At 32.8% G+C, this 16,597-nt stretch carries 17 protein-coding genes; all 17 read right to left on the bottom strand.

Translation table 11 applies throughout. From position 1 onward, the window contains the following. Positions 1-3: 3 nt before the first annotated feature. The 17 genes from ACI5KZ_RS13935 to ACI5KZ_RS14015 all read right to left on the bottom strand — a co-directional run bounded on the left by ACI5KZ_RS13935 (position 4) and on the right by ACI5KZ_RS14015 (position 16,580). Complete coding sequence (locus tag ACI5KZ_RS13935) at positions 4-1,146, bottom strand: FIST signal transduction protein (protein ID WP_406847967.1); 1,143 nt, start codon at positions 1,144-1,146, stop codon at positions 4-6. Between the two features lie 3 nt (positions 1,147-1,149). Further along, positions 1,150-2,289 carry an FIST signal transduction protein gene (locus ACI5KZ_RS13940; protein WP_109309065.1) on the bottom strand — a complete coding sequence of 380 codons (1,140 nt, stop codon included), beginning with the start codon at positions 2,287-2,289 and terminating at the stop codon, positions 1,150-1,152. A gap of 16 nt (positions 2,290-2,305) precedes the next feature. Next, positions 2,306-2,614 (bottom strand): EthD family reductase, encoded by a 309-nt coding sequence (locus tag ACI5KZ_RS13945; protein ID WP_109309064.1) that lies wholly within the window; start codon positions 2,612-2,614, stop codon positions 2,306-2,308. A gap of 16 nt (positions 2,615-2,630) precedes the next feature. Further along, positions 2,631-3,770, bottom strand: a complete 1,140-nt coding sequence (locus ACI5KZ_RS13950) for an FIST signal transduction protein (protein WP_109309063.1) — start codon at positions 3,768-3,770, stop codon at positions 2,631-2,633. Positions 3,771-3,846: 76 nt separating this feature from the next. Next, positions 3,847-4,578, bottom strand: coding sequence for a DUF6090 family protein (locus ACI5KZ_RS13955; RefSeq protein WP_406847968.1), 732 nt, complete (start codon positions 4,576-4,578; stop codon positions 3,847-3,849). Positions 4,579-4,581: 3 nt separating this feature from the next. After that, positions 4,582-5,325 carry a DUF6090 family protein gene (locus tag ACI5KZ_RS13960; RefSeq protein WP_406847969.1) on the bottom strand — a complete coding sequence of 248 codons (744 nt, stop codon included), beginning with the start codon at positions 5,323-5,325 and terminating at the stop codon, positions 4,582-4,584. After that, a complete protein-coding gene (locus tag ACI5KZ_RS13965) occupies positions 5,326-6,096 on the bottom strand; it encodes a DUF6090 family protein (protein WP_406847970.1) in 771 nt (256 codons plus the stop codon). It lies immediately after the preceding gene. Positions 6,097-6,129: 33 nt separating this feature from the next. Further along, positions 6,130-6,465 carry a hypothetical protein gene (locus ACI5KZ_RS13970; protein WP_406847971.1) on the bottom strand — a complete coding sequence of 112 codons (336 nt, stop codon included), beginning with the start codon at positions 6,463-6,465 and terminating at the stop codon, positions 6,130-6,132. 28 nt (positions 6,466-6,493) lie between these two features. Next, positions 6,494-7,744, bottom strand: coding sequence for a DUF418 domain-containing protein (locus ACI5KZ_RS13975; protein WP_406847972.1), 1,251 nt, complete (start codon positions 7,742-7,744; stop codon positions 6,494-6,496). A 43-nt stretch (positions 7,745-7,787) separates the two neighbouring features. Next, a complete protein-coding gene (locus tag ACI5KZ_RS13980; RefSeq protein WP_406847973.1) occupies positions 7,788-9,524 on the bottom strand; it encodes an amidohydrolase family protein in 1,737 nt (578 codons plus the stop codon). 10 nt (positions 9,525-9,534) lie between these two features. Continuing rightward, on the bottom strand, positions 9,535-10,593 hold the full coding sequence (locus ACI5KZ_RS13985) for a proline iminopeptidase-family hydrolase (protein ID WP_109309059.1): 1,059 nt from the start codon (positions 10,591-10,593) through the stop codon (positions 9,535-9,537). Between the two features lie 236 nt (positions 10,594-10,829). Continuing rightward, entirely contained in the window at positions 10,830-11,393 is a 564-nt protein-coding gene (locus tag ACI5KZ_RS13990) for a hypothetical protein (protein ID WP_109309058.1), read from the bottom strand. 360 nt (positions 11,394-11,753) lie between these two features. Then, positions 11,754-12,608 carry an SDR family oxidoreductase gene (locus ACI5KZ_RS13995; protein WP_406847974.1) on the bottom strand — a complete coding sequence of 285 codons (855 nt, stop codon included), beginning with the start codon at positions 12,606-12,608 and terminating at the stop codon, positions 11,754-11,756. Between the two features lie 30 nt (positions 12,609-12,638). Continuing rightward, positions 12,639-13,181: an acyl-CoA thioesterase gene (locus ACI5KZ_RS14000; RefSeq protein ID WP_406847975.1), complete on the bottom strand. Its 543-nt coding sequence runs from the start codon at positions 13,179-13,181 to the stop codon at positions 12,639-12,641. Between the two features lie 13 nt (positions 13,182-13,194). Then, on the bottom strand, positions 13,195-15,189 hold the full coding sequence (locus tag ACI5KZ_RS14005; RefSeq protein WP_406847976.1) for a M1 family metallopeptidase: 1,995 nt from the start codon (positions 15,187-15,189) through the stop codon (positions 13,195-13,197). After that, positions 15,176-16,063, bottom strand: coding sequence for an alpha/beta hydrolase (locus ACI5KZ_RS14010; RefSeq protein WP_406847977.1), 888 nt, complete (start codon positions 16,061-16,063; stop codon positions 15,176-15,178). Before ACI5KZ_RS14010 ends, ACI5KZ_RS14005 begins: the two co-directional genes overlap by 14 nt. Positions 16,064-16,142: 79 nt before the next feature. Continuing rightward, positions 16,143-16,580, bottom strand: coding sequence for a hypothetical protein (locus tag ACI5KZ_RS14015; protein WP_406847978.1), 438 nt, complete (start codon positions 16,578-16,580; stop codon positions 16,143-16,145). Positions 16,581-16,597 lie beyond the last annotated feature (17 nt).

Raw genomic sequence — 16,597 nt, forward strand, 5'->3', positions numbered from 1 at the left:
TTTTTACTTTTCTTTTAAGGCCACGACACAACAGGCGTTGTTATGAAATTCGTTTGTGCCAATTTTAGATTTTCCATATTCGCCATAGGTAAAAAAGCCTACCATAGGCGCATTCCAAATATTTTGTACTTGTTCTATTTCTTCTTTCATTAAGGCTCCAAATGATAAATGTCTGCTTACACACGAGAACATAATTAAAGCATCTGCCTGTTGTTGCTCATTATCTTTAATACTAGCACATTCTGCAACCACTGTTTCTATGGCGTCAAAATCTGGTGGCAGTGAAAACTTGATTTGAGCACCTTGAGGTACGCTTCCAGTACAGATAAGTGAACGATCTTCACTGTTTGCAAATCTGGTTGCACGTATTACAGTATCACCGTTTTCTCTTTCCAATTGAAGTGGGTAATACCAAGAATTGTGAAATGCAACGATGCCTTTGTTATCATCATGCTTTACATCTACACCAAGGTATTTCATTAACATATCCAATGCTGGTTTGTCGTCAATAGTATATACAATATTGCCTTCGCTTTTGGTCACTGTTTTTGAAGTTCCAATAGCTTCCCAACCACAGCTAGCGATACCTCTTACATCTATTTTGTCTTCATCTATGATGAGTGCTATTAAGGCGTTGTCTTTATTTTTATTGTTGGTAAAAACAATGGGTTTTTCAGCAATCAAATCATCTCCTGCCATCCCTCCAAAAATGGTGGCCTCCTCTCCAAAACCTTGCATGATGCCATCCACAATTTGTTCGCCATCTATGAAAATTCCACCTGTTGCTATGATGAATGCTGGATTGGTATAGGTTTCTTTACCAATAATTCCTAACTTTTTAGCATCTTCTATAGTAGTTTCTGTACTTGTCTCAAGAAATTCTAATTTAAAATACGCAGGATTCATATCGAGCAACATGATGACAATGCTACCTTCTTCAATATCACCATCAATAAACTCTCCAGCAGTTGTCGCACCAAATACAGTAATTTCTTTTTTGTTTAAAACATTACTTACGCTAAGCCAGTCTCTCTTTATAGAAGAAAAAACAACTGCTAAAGTTGGCTTGAATCCATCAGAAGTTGTCTTATCAATTTCTTTGATAATGGTTTCTGTGGAATTGGCTTTTATTGTTTTTGATTTCATCTTTTATTTTTCTTTTAATGCCACGACACAACAAGTGTTATTGTGAAATTCATGCTTTCCGGTTTTTGATTTTCCGAATTCGCCATAGCTAAAAAAGCCAACCATTGGAGCATCCCAAACTTGTTTCACCTGCTCGATTTCTTCTGTCATTAAAATACCAAAAGATAAATGACGACTAATACAGGAAAACATGATAAGTGCATCAGCTTCCTTTTGCCGTTCTTTTTTCACTTCTTTGCATTCGTCAATTACTTGTTCAATAGCATCAAAATCTGGAGGAAGTGAAAACCTGACTTTAGCTCCTTGTGGTACTGTGCCTGCACAAATAAGAGAACGGTCTTCTTTATTTCCCCACATTGCAGTACGCATCACAGGAGTTACATTTTCTCTTTCTAATTGTAAAGGGTAATAAGCGCCAATATTGGTCAGAACATCATTTCCAGAATCTAAATCTATATCGAGACCAAGGTACTTCATGACCATATCAAGAGCGGGTTTATCATCTATTGTATAAACAATATTACCTTCACTTTTTGTAACAGTTTTGGTGGTTCCAATAGGTTTCCAACCACAAGTTGCAATACCATTGATTTCAATTTTATCTTCATCAACAATTAATGCAAGCAAACCATTCACGGCACTTTTTTCATTTGTAAAAACTAGTGGTCCTTGCATGGCTAAATCGTCTCCTGCCATGCCTCCAAAAACGGTTACTTCATTACCAAAACCTTCAATGATGCCTTCAATGATTTTTTCACCATCTATGTGCAACCAACCTGAAGCGATAATAAAAGCAGGATTATTAAAGGTGTTTTTTCCAGCTATACCAATTTGTTTTGCATTTTCATGGGTTGTATGTTCACCTGTTTCAAGAAATAGAACTCTGAAATGCTTAGGGTTTATATCGAGCAGCATCAAGACCATGCTACCTTCTTCAATATCTCCATCTATAAATTCGCCTGATGTAGTAGCTCCAAAAACAGCAATTTCTTTTTGGTTCAATACATCAATAATAGCTTTCCAGTCTTGTTTAATTGAAGTGAAAACAATGGCTAATGTTGGCTTGAAACCATCAGAAGTTGCCTTGTCAATTTCTTTTTTGATAGCTTCGGTTGAATTGCCTTTTACTGTTTTTGAAATCATTTATTCTTTTAAGTTGTTAATCATTTTCGGTTATACCTACAATTACATTGACTCCTCCTGTTGCGAAGTTGGATAGATCGTTAACGGTTGCTTGTCCTTCTGGAGACCCCATGGTTTCTTGCATTTGCTCAACACTAGAAAAGTACATTTCTGCCATTCTATAATAATCGGCTTTTTGACCATCTGGTGTCCCAAGTAACTTGGTTACTTCAAGTTTTTCCACACCTTCCATAGTTGAAGCAAGTGGCAAATGTTTCTCTTTGTAGTATTTCTCAAAGGCTTCAGCATTTGTTGGATGACCATACAATACAGTTAGTTTATACATATTTATTATAGTTTAATTATTTTTCTTTTAGTGCAACACAACAAGTTGTTAGGTTGTGCATTTCAAGGTTGCCACCTGTTGCTCTGGCTAATTCTCCATTAGAGAACATACCAGCCATTGGTATATTCCATACATTCTTCACGCCTTCCAACTCTAGATTCATTAGTGGTCCAAGAGATAAAATTCTTCCTGCACAACTAAAAACGACTAAAGCATCTGCTTCAGGCATTTCAGTATCTTTTAAGTGTTGAACACCTTTAATTACTTTATCCATCACATCAAAATCTGGTGGTAGTGAAAAGCGAACTTTAGAACCTTGAGGTACAGACCCACTACAATAAAAGGAACGATCACTCCAGTCAACAACCAAACCAGGTCGCATTACAGGGTCGCCTTTTTCTCTTTGTAATTGCAAGGGGAAATTGGCAGCGATCTCAAGTAATAAGTTTTCGTTTTCGGGAGTTACATTTTCTAAACCACCATATTTTGTGGTAATATCTAATACAGGAATATTATCTACAGTATAAACATGATTACCTTCGCTTTTAGTAACGGTTTTTTCAGTGCCTACAGCTTTCCAGCCACAGGTGGCAACTCCTTTAATCTTTATTTTGTTTTCTTCTAAAGCTAAGACTACAGTTCCAATATTGCTTTCTTTTCCATTTGTAAAAACAAATTGATCTGAAAATGTATAATCGTCTCCTGCCATTCCTCCAAAAACATTAACATGCTTTCCAATAATATCTTCAAAACCATAAAGTAATTGTTCGGCATCAGTTTCAAGATGACTTGCAGCAATTAAGAATGCAGGTTTTTTAAATTCTTTTTTTGCTTTTGAAGCTATGTTTTTTGCAGTTTCACGATAGTTTTTATTGGGATATTCTTCGAGGTAAATTTTAAAATGTTCTCTTTTAATATCCATTAACAAAATGGCAGTCGATTCTTTTTCATTTTCTTCGTCGATAAACTCACCATTGCTTGTTGATCCATAGATAGCAATATTTTCTTTATCTAGAAGCTGACATATTGCTTTTCTATCTTGACTTATAGATAAAAAGACGATGGCCAAAGTGGGTTTAAATCCATCTGCCATACTTTGAATTAAAGCTGTTTTTATTTCTGAATTAGAATGTCCTTTTATGGATTTTGCTTTCATGGATTTTATTGTGAGTTTTTACTTGATTCTTTAAAGTTAGTTAAAATGAATTATGACTTAAGCTTTGTTGTTTAATTTATTTCCTTGAATTTAATTCATCGTTTATTGCTTGAATTAAATCCTCCATAGAATTCATAGTTTTTTTGTAAGTTCTTATACCAAATTCTCTTTTGGCAATTAGCATACCTAATATATTATTTAACTCATTATTTTGTTTTAAATATTCAAAACTATTTGGACGCGCATAGAGTTTGGAATTTTTAGTAAATCTTTTAATATGTTTAGTAATAAGAGGTGTGATAGCTGACGTTACTCCCCATTCTCCCTTATCATAATCATCGCTCAATACCTTAAACTCAAATTCATACATATGTGCAATGTTATTTCTCAAAGATGGATTTGAAATGATGTCCAAGCCTTTGGTTTTTAGCGTTGTATAAGCTGTTGAAATAGGATATGGACTCCACCAAGTTCCTAAAAGTCCAAAAGCCTCATCTAGCTCAGTATTATAAGGTAAATCTTCCTGGATGTAATGTTCTATTTTTCGGTATTGATAAATAGTATTTAGATTTTGTAATGTATCGTTTTTGAAATTATTTAGGGTGACTTCTAAATTTGATTTGACTTCAAGTAATAGATTTAATTCTTCATTTTGAAGTTTTCTGTTTTCATTCCAATTATTGATGCTTAAGGCAATTAAAATACCAAAAACTACTAATACAATTTCTCCTATAGCGTATTTGAAGTATTTGGTGGTTTTACCCTTGTTGAGAAGGTCCTGTCTGATATGTCTGAAGAATTTTATCATATTTTAAAGCAGTTTTAATATGGAGTTTGAAGCTTCCAGCAAATCAGAATAGAATTTTTTAAGTGCAACGCTTTGAAAATAACGAGATGTGATTAAAATTTCCAATTGTTTATCAGCAAGAAATTCTTCTTCATTTAAAGCTAATAATGGTCTTGGATCGTCTTTGTAGTAGTTGTTTATAAAATCCCATCTATTATTTCTCTGAAATATCAATGGATACTGAGAAGTAATAAAAACTTCATATTTACTTTGAATTTGAGTGTTTGAAATGTTTTCTCGTTCTTGAGCACTTTTAATTAAAGCATAATAGTCAAGAATGGCTGTTTGTAATTCTGTTTTTAAAAAAGGAATTTCGTTCGATTGCATGATGGTTTCCATAGCATTGGTATTTGGCCTAAACTGATATTCCAATAATAATTTCACTAAATATTTAGTTGTATTACCATCAATAGGTATTAAAGTTTTTATTTGCATCATCAAAGAATCTGAATAAATAACATTATCAGTCATGTTTTGATGTAATAGTTCCAGCTGTGTTTTGTCTTCCAATAAGTTTTGTTTCAAAATGACTGAATGTTCTGAAATAGATTTATTTATTTTCTTGTTTTCATTCCAATTATTAATTTGAAGCGCAATTAAAATACCAATAACCACGAGGATGATTTCGCCAATGGCGTAAAGCAAGTATTTGCTAACTCTGTTTTCTTTAATCATGTTTTGACGTGTTTTTCTGAAGAATTTAATCATTTATCCTTTTTTTAGTTCCTTATCAATTAGATGTAGAAGTTCTTCAGACATGTTTTTCATGGTTGCTAATTGACCGTTCATAACTGTAAATTCATAAACTGCCATTACGAAGCCATTTTTATGTTTGGTGTCTTTTAAAAGTGTTTCAAAATTTTCTCTAGGTATTTCAGTATTTTCTCCAGCTTGGCCATTACTAACATCGTACATGAATTTTTTTGTTAGTGGATTTAAGTCTAAAACATTAAACGAAGGCTCATAAAGTAGTACCTCTGTGTCAAAACGATAATGCTCTTCTTCGCCTTTTAATTCTTTATAAAGCGCATCTATATTTAGTAAACCGTTCTTTATGGCATCATTTGATATTGTAGCTAGATTTCCTGAGTTGGTTAATTCTAAAAAGGTGTTGTTTATTTGATAGAATTTATGCCAGATATAAACGTTTAAAATATTTTTGTTGAAATCATTAAGATTAGAGAGAGGTTTACCCTCATAATACTCCAAAACAATGTTTGCCGATTTAATTTTAGTTTCTCTGGTTTCAATAAAACTATTGATGTTATCTATGTTTAGGAGTAAATCGGTTTTGATGTTTTTAAGATAATGCAATTCTTTTACTCTTGCTTTATTCGCTTCGTTAGTATTGTTTATTTGCAAAGCAATGAGAATGCCAATAACTACTAGGATGATTTCGCCAATGGCGTACAGTAAGTATTTGCTAACTCTGTTTTCTTTTATCATGGTTTGGCGAATATGTCTAAAGAATTTTATCATCTATATTTTTTTTAATAACTAAATATGAGATGGTTAATACAGAATGTTATCTAAAATACGATCGAGATTACGTTCCATGAGAAGGTATCTTTTATCTGTTAAGAAAACTTCGTACATCTCTTTTCTAAAATCTGAAAGTTCCATATTGGAATAGTCATGCAAATGCACGTTGGTGTCTATTTTTTCGAACCTATCTTCCTCTGTATCTTCACTAAATTCTTTATGCATTTTGATGAAAGTATCAGGGTCTGTTTTAGATTTTATTAATTCAAGTTCTTCTTCAGTTTCTTCTGAATCTGCATTGGCACAAAGCAGTAAAATATATATTTGCAATTCTTTTTTTGACCAAGGTTTCTCCATTGAATTCATGATGTTTCGTTTTTGATTTGATTATATGTTATTTCTTAAGTTTAATCCTTTTTTTATAGGTTAATTGTCTCCAAATCCATTCTAATGGCCCAAACCTAAAATGCTTAAGCCACCAGGTACTCAAGACTACTTGAAAACAAAAAACGGCTATTGAAATACCCATAATTACTGTTATACCAAGCTTGCCTACAAAACCAAAACCAATTCCATAGAATATGGTTATGGATATAAATGTTTGAAAAATGTAATTGGATAAAGCTGTTTTTCCAACTGGTGCAAACCAGTTTAAAAATTTTAAATTTTTTCTATATAACAGAGCTAGTAAAGAAGCATAACCCATGGCAAGAGGAACTGTGCCAAAAGCATATGAAAGGGTGTTTAAAAATCCTAAAATTTGTGATTCAGGATTTGTGAAAAATTCAAGATAGGTTCTAATGATACTTATTGGAAGACCAATACTAAAACCATATATAGCCACTTTCTTTAAAAATTTGGTATTATTTAGCAAATTTTCGTTTATAATTTTTCTTCCTGCCCAAAGTCCGATTAAAAAAACACCAAGCACTTTAAAGATTCTACCTTCCCTTAAAATATTTCCTATTCTAATAAAGGTATTACCAACGTTCATTTTAAAAAACTCAATCAAGTTATCATTTTTTAAATATGCTTGAAAATCGGTAAATTCTTTACCTTGCCATTCAGCCATTTGAAACCCGAAATGTTTCGCGTAATCTATGTTTAGCTGAAATATATATTTCGGATAATTAAAATTGGCCACATGTATAACAAACCAGTTAACAAGAGGAAATAAAATTAAAATAATTGCCCAAGTTATAAGCTTCTTGTTGGACATGTTAACAAACCAAATAAGTATAAAACCAAGTAAAGCATAGAGAGTTAAAATGTCTCCTAACCAAAAAAGACATAAATGAATTAACCCTATTATTAAAAGCCAGAACATTCTGTGTCTAAAAAAAGGAGCAAAGGGTTTGTTGTGGTTATTTAATTTATTGAATTGTATGGCGCATCCAATACCAAAAAGCAAAGAAAATATGGAATAAAATTTGCCATCTATTAAGGTGAAATTTGTAAAATCTACAAAGTTATCTGTTACTAGAATAGTAGCAGGTATATGTGCCTCGGGTGGGAAGAAGACGTATCCAGAAAAAAATACAATATTAGCAGCGAAAATAAATAGAATAGCAATACCTCTTAAAATATCCAAAAAATCTATTCTATCTTCTTTAGTTACTGGTTGTAGTGGTTTGTTGGTTGTCATCTGTCTTAGTTATAATGCTATTAATAATAAGACTTAGGGTGTTTTAATTTATAAAATATACTTTCTTAATTTTGTTGTCTTCTATATGATAGATAGCAATAGCTTCAACTATGCTTTCTCCCATTTTTACATATTCCTGGTCTATAACAACGTTGCCTCTAATGAGTCTTCCTTTAAGTTCGCAATGTAAATTAGGTATCGATTCAAACATTTGAGTATAACCTAAACGCATATTGTCTTTTCCTTTCATGAGTAACTGGTCAGGATAATTATAAATCTCTACATCGTCTGCATAAGGCTCTAAAAAAGCATCTATGTTTCTCGAGTTATATCCATTTAACTGACGTTGTACCAATGCTTCAGGAGTTTCTGTAACTATATCCTTTGGATTAAAAACAGTTCCTTTGTTTATTACACGATATATTTTTGTTAAGTTTTCTAGGTTCTCAACAGGGTTCTCATCTAAAAGAATCAAATTGGCTTTTTTGCCAATACTTACGGTTCCGAATTCATTTTGTTTATCCAAAATTTTTGCGCCATTGATTGTGGATGCTTGAAGTATTTGCCAATTATTCATGCCACTTTTTTGCATGGCTTGTAATTCTATTAAATAAGATGAAGCATGCAAGGTTCCAATATTTCCAGCATCCGTTCCACTTGCAATTACTACTCCAGCATCTGAAAGGATTTTTAAATTAACCATGCTAATTGAATCTGATTTTTTAAGAGCTGACACCCGGCTTTTAGAATTTGCCATGTTTTTGTAGTTGTTAACAAGAGTTGTGTCTTGAAGATGCTTTAAGTCCAATAAAGTTCCTAATTGATATGGATTGGTTTGTTCAAATTCTAAATTGCTAAAGTTGTGTTTTTGACCAAAGGTATTTAAGTAATTATCATAAACTATAAGAGTTGGACAAAGAATGACTTTGTTTTTCTTTAAAAGATTAACAAATTCTGGTTGTATAATTTCATCGTCCACACTATGTACTAAAAAATCAGCACCATTTTCTACTGCTAATTGCGCAGTTATTCTTTCGGATGCGTGAACAGCAACTTTTAAATTGTTTTTATGGGCTTCTTCAATAATGGCTTTAACTAAAGGAGAATTTTTCCTTGCACTTGTTTCTGTATCCAAACCATCTGCACCAGCGATGTACCAGATTTTAATGAAATCTGGCTTATATGCTAATTGTGCTTGTACCATTTTTCTGCCATCTTCTTCGGTTTTAACCAAACTGAATGGTTCGTTCTTTTTTAATCCTATGTAAACTTGAGGTTCGTATGTGGTTAACAATGGGCCTGTCATGTAAACTGAAGGTGCAAAATTTTTGTTTTCGAAAGTTTTTCTTAGTTCAAGGAGGTTATAAGTGGCTCCAACGTCTATCACATTAGTAATACCACTTCTTAAGTATCTTCGAAGTTGGTCTTCCATATTTTCATGAGAAAATTCAATGACTTCTTCAAAAGATTTTTCCTTTCTTAAATCAATAACATCAGGACGCGAGTAAAGCCCTCCATTTTGAAAAAAATGCACATGAGCGTCTGTTAAACCTGGTGCTAAATATTTGTTAGTACCATCAATTACAGAAGTATCTGCTGCAACTTTAATCTTTTTACTTGATTGAATATTAGAAATTTTATCTCCAGTAATAACTACTGTTTGATTGGGAATTAACTTTTGATTCTCAACATCTATAATGGTTACATTCGTGATATAAGTTTGCGAAAAACCAAATGTAATAGAGAAAAATAAGGTTAAAGTACTAAGTATTTTATTCATAAAAAATAGATTAATTAAATGAGCCAGAATCCACATCTTTGATAAAAGAAATCAATCCTTTGAAATAATTTTTTTGATCATCGTATTGAGAGAAATGACTTCCGTTTGGACACAATAAGAAGCGACCGTTAGGAACTTGGTTAGACATCCATTCCATATATTTTGGATCCATAGTATCATAAGTAGCACCAATCATTAAGGTTGGCGTGTTTATGGTTTTTAACCTATCCGATACATCCCAGCCTTTTAAAGAGGCATTACCAGTAACTCCAAATTCACTATAGCCTTGCATATAAATATAGATGCTTGGATTTAAGTGGTTAAATCCTCGTGTTATTGATTCTGGCCAGGAATTTAAAGGCATTCTTAATACGTGTTCTGTATAATAATTGGTTGTGACCAATTCTGCATATCTTGGATTTTCAAAATCGTTATTAGCTTCCATGTCTTTAATTTCTTTATAAACTTCAGGATCTAATTGCGGTCCTAATACTTCAGCAGCATATTTTTCATATTCAGGGATGCTAGCCATCATGTTCGAGATAATTAAACCTTTTAAATTATCTTGATATTTTAAAGCATATTCCATGGCTAAAATACCTCCCCAAGATTGACCTAATAAATAGAAGTTACTATGATCCATTTTTAACGCTTTTCTAACTTGTTCAACTTCTTCAACAAAACGATCTGTTGTCCAAAGTGTAGAATCATTTGGTTTGTCGCTATAATAAGAATCTAACTGATCGTAATATACATATTCAATTTCTTCGTTTGGGAAATAGCCATCAAAGCATTCAAATAATTCGTGTGTCCCACCAGGTCCGCCATGAAGAAGTAATACTTTTATTTTAGGGTTATTACCAACACGTTTTGTCCAAACATTGAAGGTGCCTTTAGCTGTTTTAATTGGAATCATATTAATGCCACCTGTAAATTGGTCTTTACTATTTGAATAATCCATATATATGGACGTGCAATCGGTTTCAATGTCGGTAGTTTTTTCTTGTTTTTCTATACAAGAAAAAAATAGACTAAAAAAGCAACATAGTATAAAGATGTTCGATTTCATAATGAAGGTATTTTATAAATTTTTTTATACTTTTTTCAAAATTCAATTGAATTCTAAGTAAGTGATATTTATCAAGGTATAAAATCGATTTAGGACGAATGCTTCATTTTATTGTCCGAGTAGGCTAAAATTTTTATCTAAACATGAATATTAAATAAGGAAAGCGTTAAAATTTGACATAGAATGTCCGTTTCACTAATGAAATACAATATTGAAACAATGGGTGATTTTTAAGTTTATTCAACTTCTTCTATGTCTTCTATATCTTGAATTTCAACAATTTCTACTGTTTCTTCTTCAGGTTCTAATAATGATTTATTAGCTTCTATTTTTTGAAGCTCTAGTTGAATCTCAGCAGAATTCCAATACCCATATTCTTTTACAATTTTTTTATTGACAAATTGATAGGTGATATGAACAGGCATAATAATTTGCTTGTTATTGGCTGCTAAGTTTCCTTTCCACAAACCCCAGAAATTCACCCAAGTTTTGCCGTTATTGTCTTCTACCATTTCATATTCTCGACTTTCATCTTCAAAAGCACGAGTAGATAAATTAATGTCGTTGTTTTTGTGATACTCAATCAATTCATCTGGAGAAAATATTCTAGATCTAGAATTATAGAATACTTGTGCAGAATCTGCATAGTGGGATTTTAGTTTATCCCATTCTTGGTAATCGTAATCATTAATGTTGGCTTTAACAATTTCAATTTCTTCAGATTCTTGTGTGTATCTATGTTTATTGTTGCAGGAAGTGAAAAGGAATAATAAACAACCTATTAAAACTAAATTTTTCATGGGTCTTGGTTTTAAGTTAATAATTAATTACAATCTGTAATAAGGTTTTTAGATGTGTTTATTATAGAATTCAAATTGCGAGACACAACTTGTTATAAACATCATCTTATGTGCAATAGCAGAGGAAGGGCTAATAGCTATTAAACAGAAAATACTTGAGTGCTAGTTTATTTAAAAAACTGGCACTCAAGTAAAAATACAAAATTTAAGCGAATGTTTTCCTACAAGTAATTAATTAATTTTAAAAAATATAGAATCAAGAAATATAAAATCAAGACACTTTTAAAATAATTAACTTTTTTCAATTTTTTATACCAATTGCGACTAGTATTATTGTTTATTTTCTAATAAACCAGCTCTTTATCGCGCATTTAAGCCAAAATCTCTTTCTACAGAATTATACCATTCTTCATCATTTACTGCGTTCCAATCTACCCATTCTTCATCGCTCATCGAGGCACGCCATGCAATAAATGGTTCTGCATCTGGTCCTACAGGATGTCTTAATTTCCAAGAGTTGCTTTCTGAGATTTCTAAAATTTTATTTGCCACTAGGGAAGGTGGTGTTGGCGTTTTTAACGATGCAGAAAAGAGTCCGGAAAAACGTTTGGAATGCGGATAAATAGATTCTCCATCTACTGAAATATCATTTGCCATTTCGGTATTAATAATGCCTGGTTCAACAATGGCAACACGAACATTAAAAGGTTTTACTTCTTGCGCCAAAGCCTCACTAATAGCTTCAAGGGCATGTTTGCTTGCGGCATAAGCACCCAACGGACTGTTTGAAATATGACCAGCAACAGATGCTATATTAATAATGCAGCCTGCTTTGTTTTTTCGCATTTGTGGGAGCAAGGCTTTGGTGCATCTAAGGACTCCAAGGTAATTGGTGTTCATAACGGAATGAAAATCGTCCATAGGCATTTCTTCAATAGAACCATGACGTTCAATACCTGCATTATTTACCAAAACATCTATGTTTTCGTGAGTGTCGAATATAGAATCTATACAATTATTAACAGATGCATCTGAATCCACGTCCATTTTATGAATGCTGATGTCCAGAGATTCGGAAGCTATTTTTTGTTTAAATTCTGAAGCATTTTCAGGGTTTCTCATGGTTGCAAAAACTTTGTAGCTTGCACGACCGAAAGTGAGTGCTGTTTCAAGTCCAATGCCTTTGCTAGTTCCTGTGATGAGTACGGTTTTCATAATTTGATGTGTTAATTATTAGTAATATTATTATGTTGCTTCTTCTGTTTCTTTCAAAAGCTCATAATCGGTTTCAAAAAGCTTTAGAACGTTTGCAGATGGGTTCATTTCATTTAAAGTCACGCCAGAGTTTTTAAGAATTTGGTCTATATTCTGAGCTTTTTTACCTTTCCAAAAAGCCGCTTTTGTATAGCCAATTGCACAAACTTGATTCTTTTGTGTAAAAGTATGTTTGTGGTATACCCATTTTTCATCCCAGCCTTCCAGAGACAAGGTTATTGAAAAAGTGGACCATCTTTTTAGTGGTTTCTTGTAAATTATTTTCTGTGAACCTAATACCGCAAACATGCCTTTTTTAACGGAATTATTAAATAATTGAGATCGAAACATGATTTCAAACCGAATAAAATCCATGTAATTGGTGTATTTGGAATTGTTCATGTATCTCAAAGTCTCGCAATCAAGAATGTTAACACGTCGTTTTCTGGTGAGATTAGATGTCAAGTCTACTGGTTTCCAAAAGAATTTGGAACCAATGAATATGTAAAAAAGATGTAGCCAATAGTATATCATATTCTAAAAGGGTTTATTCTTTCATATTTCTAAAACCAGCCACATAAAAATTGGGATCAATGATCAATTCATTTTTAGTGTCTTTGGTGTACTCATGTGTCCATTTGGTGGTTGGATGAATCCATTGTTCCTTGTTATCTAGTTTTACTTTCAATGGCATATCAAATCCGGGAACAGCATTTATCCAACGATAAGCAAATTTGTTATCTTCAAAAAAGTATTCTAGCGTAGGTACTTCTATGGTTCTTAAGTATTGCTCAAAGAATGTGCTTAAGTCTAATCCTGATTGTTTGGTAATATAATTTTCAATATCTGCTGTAGTCACTGTTTTATGGTAGAATTCTGTATTTAAACCCGTTAGAATAGCTCTCCACTTTTCGTCATCATTAATAACTTGCCTTAATGTGTGCAAAACTGTAGCAGATTTTAGGTATGCATCTTGTGTGTAATCCGTATCATTAACGTCGTATTCTCCAATAATTGGGATGTCGTTATTAATACCTTGGGAAAGTCCTTTTATATATTCTGCTCCAGCTTTTTTCCCAAAATGATATTCTACATACAAAGCTTCAGAGTAGGTTGTAAATCCCTCATGGACCCACATATCTGCCATATCTTTGTAAGTAATGTTATTCGCAAACCATTCGTGACCAGATTCGTGAATAATCAAATAATCGAATTTTAATCCCCAACCCGATCCTGACATATCATTACCACGATTCCCATTTATAAAGCCACCAGAGTAACCAATGGAACTTTGATGCTCCATGCCAACACCTTCTACTAGTTTGTAACTATCTTCATAAAACGGATAAGGACCAAACCAATATTCAAAAGCTTCTAACATTGAGTGTGCTTGTTTAAATTGAACCTTGGCTTCTTCTAGATGTTCAGGCAGGACATAATAATCACATTCCAGTGTTCCTTCCATTCCATTGTATGGATCTGAAAAATGAACATAATCTGCTACGTTAAGAGCAACACCATAACTATTGATAGGGTTAACAACTGTCCATTGATAAGTTGTTGTACCATTATCCTTTTTTTCGGTCGCTGTAAGTTTCCCATTGGCAACCGCTATAAGATCTTCAGGTACGGTTACACGTATGATCATGCCATTATCTGGCTCATCGTACATGTGATCTTTGTTTGGCCACCATAAACTAGCACCTTCTCCTTGACATGAGGTGAATACTACAGGTTTGCCATTTGCATCTTTCTCCCACGAAAAACCACCATCCCAAGGTGCTCTCGGTGCTTCCTTTGGGTTTCCTTCATAGAATACTTCAATCTCTTTTGAGGATCCTTTTGTTTGATTTTCTTTCAGATGAATGACATACGCATTTCCTTCTTGTGTAAAAGTCAAAGATTCACCAGCTTGAATCACTTTAGTAATTTTCAAAGGAGGCTGCAAGTCGATTTGCATGTCATTTTTTGATTCTAATACTATATACGTAATGGTGTTAGAGCCTTTGATGAATTTATTTTCTATGTCCAATTCAAAATCCAAATCGTAATGCGTTAAATTCCACCATGCTCTTTCATCCGTTATTTTGCCTCTTAAGGTGTCTTGTCTACTGTAAGTTTTTTCGACGACTTCGGGAATAGTCAAAACACGTTTTATAGGAGTCCGACTCAAAGTAACTGGTCCTAATTGGCGTGGTCCGAGATAAAAAAAGCCTTTGTAGTTTTCAGTTTTATCCTCTTTTTTTAATTTGAAATTTAGTTTAAAGTCTGCATGTGTTAATTCCAGTAAAAGTGAATCGTTCTTAACAATTATATGATCGAGTGGTGCATTAACTGTGCTAATCCAACTTTTCCATTGCCAATTGAAAGAGCCAGAATATGCTTCGCTTGTTTTGTCGATAGTGAATTCTAAACTCGCATTCGGATCCTGAATTTCATACCATTTTCCGGTTATGTTTTGCCCGAATAAGGTGAAAATAGATAATTGAAGGCAAAGGGTAATACCTGTTTTTATTTTCATGTGTTTTTTAATCTTTTCCATACAATTCAATTAATGTTTGCGTCAAACTTGGTCTAATAACAGATCCATGTGATTCATCATCAAATACATGCCATTTTAAATCTATATTATTATATGATGCTTCTTCAAGATTTAAGCTGAACTCAATCATTTGGGGAACCATATCTATTCCTTCTTTCCCTCCAACGGAAATATAAACTTTAGTTGGTGGTATATTCCAGGTTTTATTTTCGGTAAATTGTAAAATAGCTTGATCTAATAATTTCTTTTCATCCCACCATAGCGAAGGACTATTGATGCCGAATTTTGTAAAAAAACCATCTGAATTTAAAAATACGTAAGCCGTAAACAGTCCAGCAAATGAATGGCCTGAAATACCTCTCTCTGAATTGGTTTTATAATGTTTGTCGACAAATGGCGTTATTTCGGTTTTAAGAGCTTCTAAAAATTGAGAGGCTCCACCAGATTTTGCAGTTCCTTTTGGAAGGTTGAATTTTTTTTCCCCATCCCTTGTAAAAATTGTATCAACAGTTGTGGTATAATCAAGAGTTCTAGAAAGTCCAAAACTTAATCCGTCAAGCCCAGAACTAATACCTATGATGATAACATCTTCAATTTTTCCAGATAATCTTCTTTGTTCTGTATTAAAAAATTCAAAATCACGCCAACCATCCAAAACATATAAAATAGGATAGGAAATGGTGTCTTTGGTTGAGTAACCTCTGGGAAAAGACATATATAGTTGATAGTCATGACCTGTTATTTTTGAGGTTATAGTATGGTCAGGTTCTGGTAATCTTTCTTTTGGCTCTAATTTTTGGCTAAATAGAGAATTACATAATACTAGTAATAGTATTGTTGTAAATAAAAAATTACTAGGTTTTGAAATAGTCATTTTGGTTGGTTTTAAAGGTTGCATATAACAGATTGTTATGATATTAATTACTTCAACTTCATCAACAAATAGGAAAACATCAAAGCATTTGATTTTGCACTTTGCTCATTTGTTGAAGAACCTGCATGACCACCTTCAGTATTTTCATAATAATAGGTTTTGTAACCATATCATTCATTTTAGCTACCATTTTTCTAGCATGTCCTGGATGCACTCTATCATCGCCATCAGAATCTGTAAAATCACCAGCTTCTTGAATATAAAGAACACTTGGCCATTGGTGATGATGTAATGCTTCTATTTCACCTGGAGCTAGAGTCACTTCTAAAACTCTTACCTGATCGTTTTCTAATAGAATTTTATGATTATTTGGAGCAGATATCACAGCATCAAGTTCTTTTGGCCAATCTGCTGGATTTCCTGTTTTATAATTTATTATTTGTCCGTTATTTTTTTCCTGACTTAAGCAATTTAGGCTTATAGAAATCATTACAATAAAGGCGAAAATTAATTTCATAGTTTTAAATTCAATAG

It is taken from the genome of Xanthomarina sp. GH4-25 (assembly GCF_045363175.1).
Classification (GTDB): Bacteria; Bacteroidota; Bacteroidia; order Flavobacteriales; family Flavobacteriaceae; genus Xanthomarina.

Coding starts and splice junctions, on each gene's coding strand:
- ACI5KZ_RS13935 (WP_406847967.1), bottom strand. CDS start 1,146: ATGAAATCAAAAACAATAAAAGCCAATTCCACAGAAACCATTATCAAA.
- ACI5KZ_RS13940 (WP_109309065.1), bottom strand. CDS start 2,289: ATGATTTCAAAAACAGTAAAAGGCAATTCAACCGAAGCTATCAAAAAA.
- ACI5KZ_RS13945 (WP_109309064.1), bottom strand. CDS start 2,614: ATGTATAAACTAACTGTATTGTATGGTCATCCAACAAATGCTGAAGCC.
- ACI5KZ_RS13950 (WP_109309063.1), bottom strand. CDS start 3,770: ATGAAAGCAAAATCCATAAAAGGACATTCTAATTCAGAAATAAAAACA.
- ACI5KZ_RS13955 (WP_406847968.1), bottom strand. CDS start 4,578: ATGATAAAATTCTTCAGACATATCAGACAGGACCTTCTCAACAAGGGT.
- ACI5KZ_RS13960 (WP_406847969.1), bottom strand. CDS start 5,325: ATGATTAAATTCTTCAGAAAAACACGTCAAAACATGATTAAAGAAAAC.
- ACI5KZ_RS13965 (WP_406847970.1), bottom strand. CDS start 6,096: ATGATAAAATTCTTTAGACATATTCGCCAAACCATGATAAAAGAAAAC.
- ACI5KZ_RS13970 (WP_406847971.1), bottom strand. CDS start 6,465: ATGAATTCAATGGAGAAACCTTGGTCAAAAAAAGAATTGCAAATATAT.
- ACI5KZ_RS13975 (WP_406847972.1), bottom strand. CDS start 7,744: ATGACAACCAACAAACCACTACAACCAGTAACTAAAGAAGATAGAATA.
- ACI5KZ_RS13980 (WP_406847973.1), bottom strand. CDS start 9,524: ATGAATAAAATACTTAGTACTTTAACCTTATTTTTCTCTATTACATTT.
- ACI5KZ_RS13985 (WP_109309059.1), bottom strand. CDS start 10,593: ATGAAATCGAACATCTTTATACTATGTTGCTTTTTTAGTCTATTTTTT.
- ACI5KZ_RS13990 (WP_109309058.1), bottom strand. CDS start 11,393: ATGAAAAATTTAGTTTTAATAGGTTGTTTATTATTCCTTTTCACTTCC.
- ACI5KZ_RS13995 (WP_406847974.1), bottom strand. CDS start 12,608: ATGAAAACCGTACTCATCACAGGAACTAGCAAAGGCATTGGACTTGAA.
- ACI5KZ_RS14000 (WP_406847975.1), bottom strand. CDS start 13,181: ATGATATACTATTGGCTACATCTTTTTTACATATTCATTGGTTCCAAA.
- ACI5KZ_RS14005 (WP_406847976.1), bottom strand. CDS start 15,189: ATGGAAAAGATTAAAAAACACATGAAAATAAAAACAGGTATTACCCTT.
- ACI5KZ_RS14010 (WP_406847977.1), bottom strand. CDS start 16,063: ATGACTATTTCAAAACCTAGTAATTTTTTATTTACAACAATACTATTA.
- ACI5KZ_RS14015 (WP_406847978.1), bottom strand. CDS start 16,580: ATGAAATTAATTTTCGCCTTTATTGTAATGATTTCTATAAGCCTAAAT.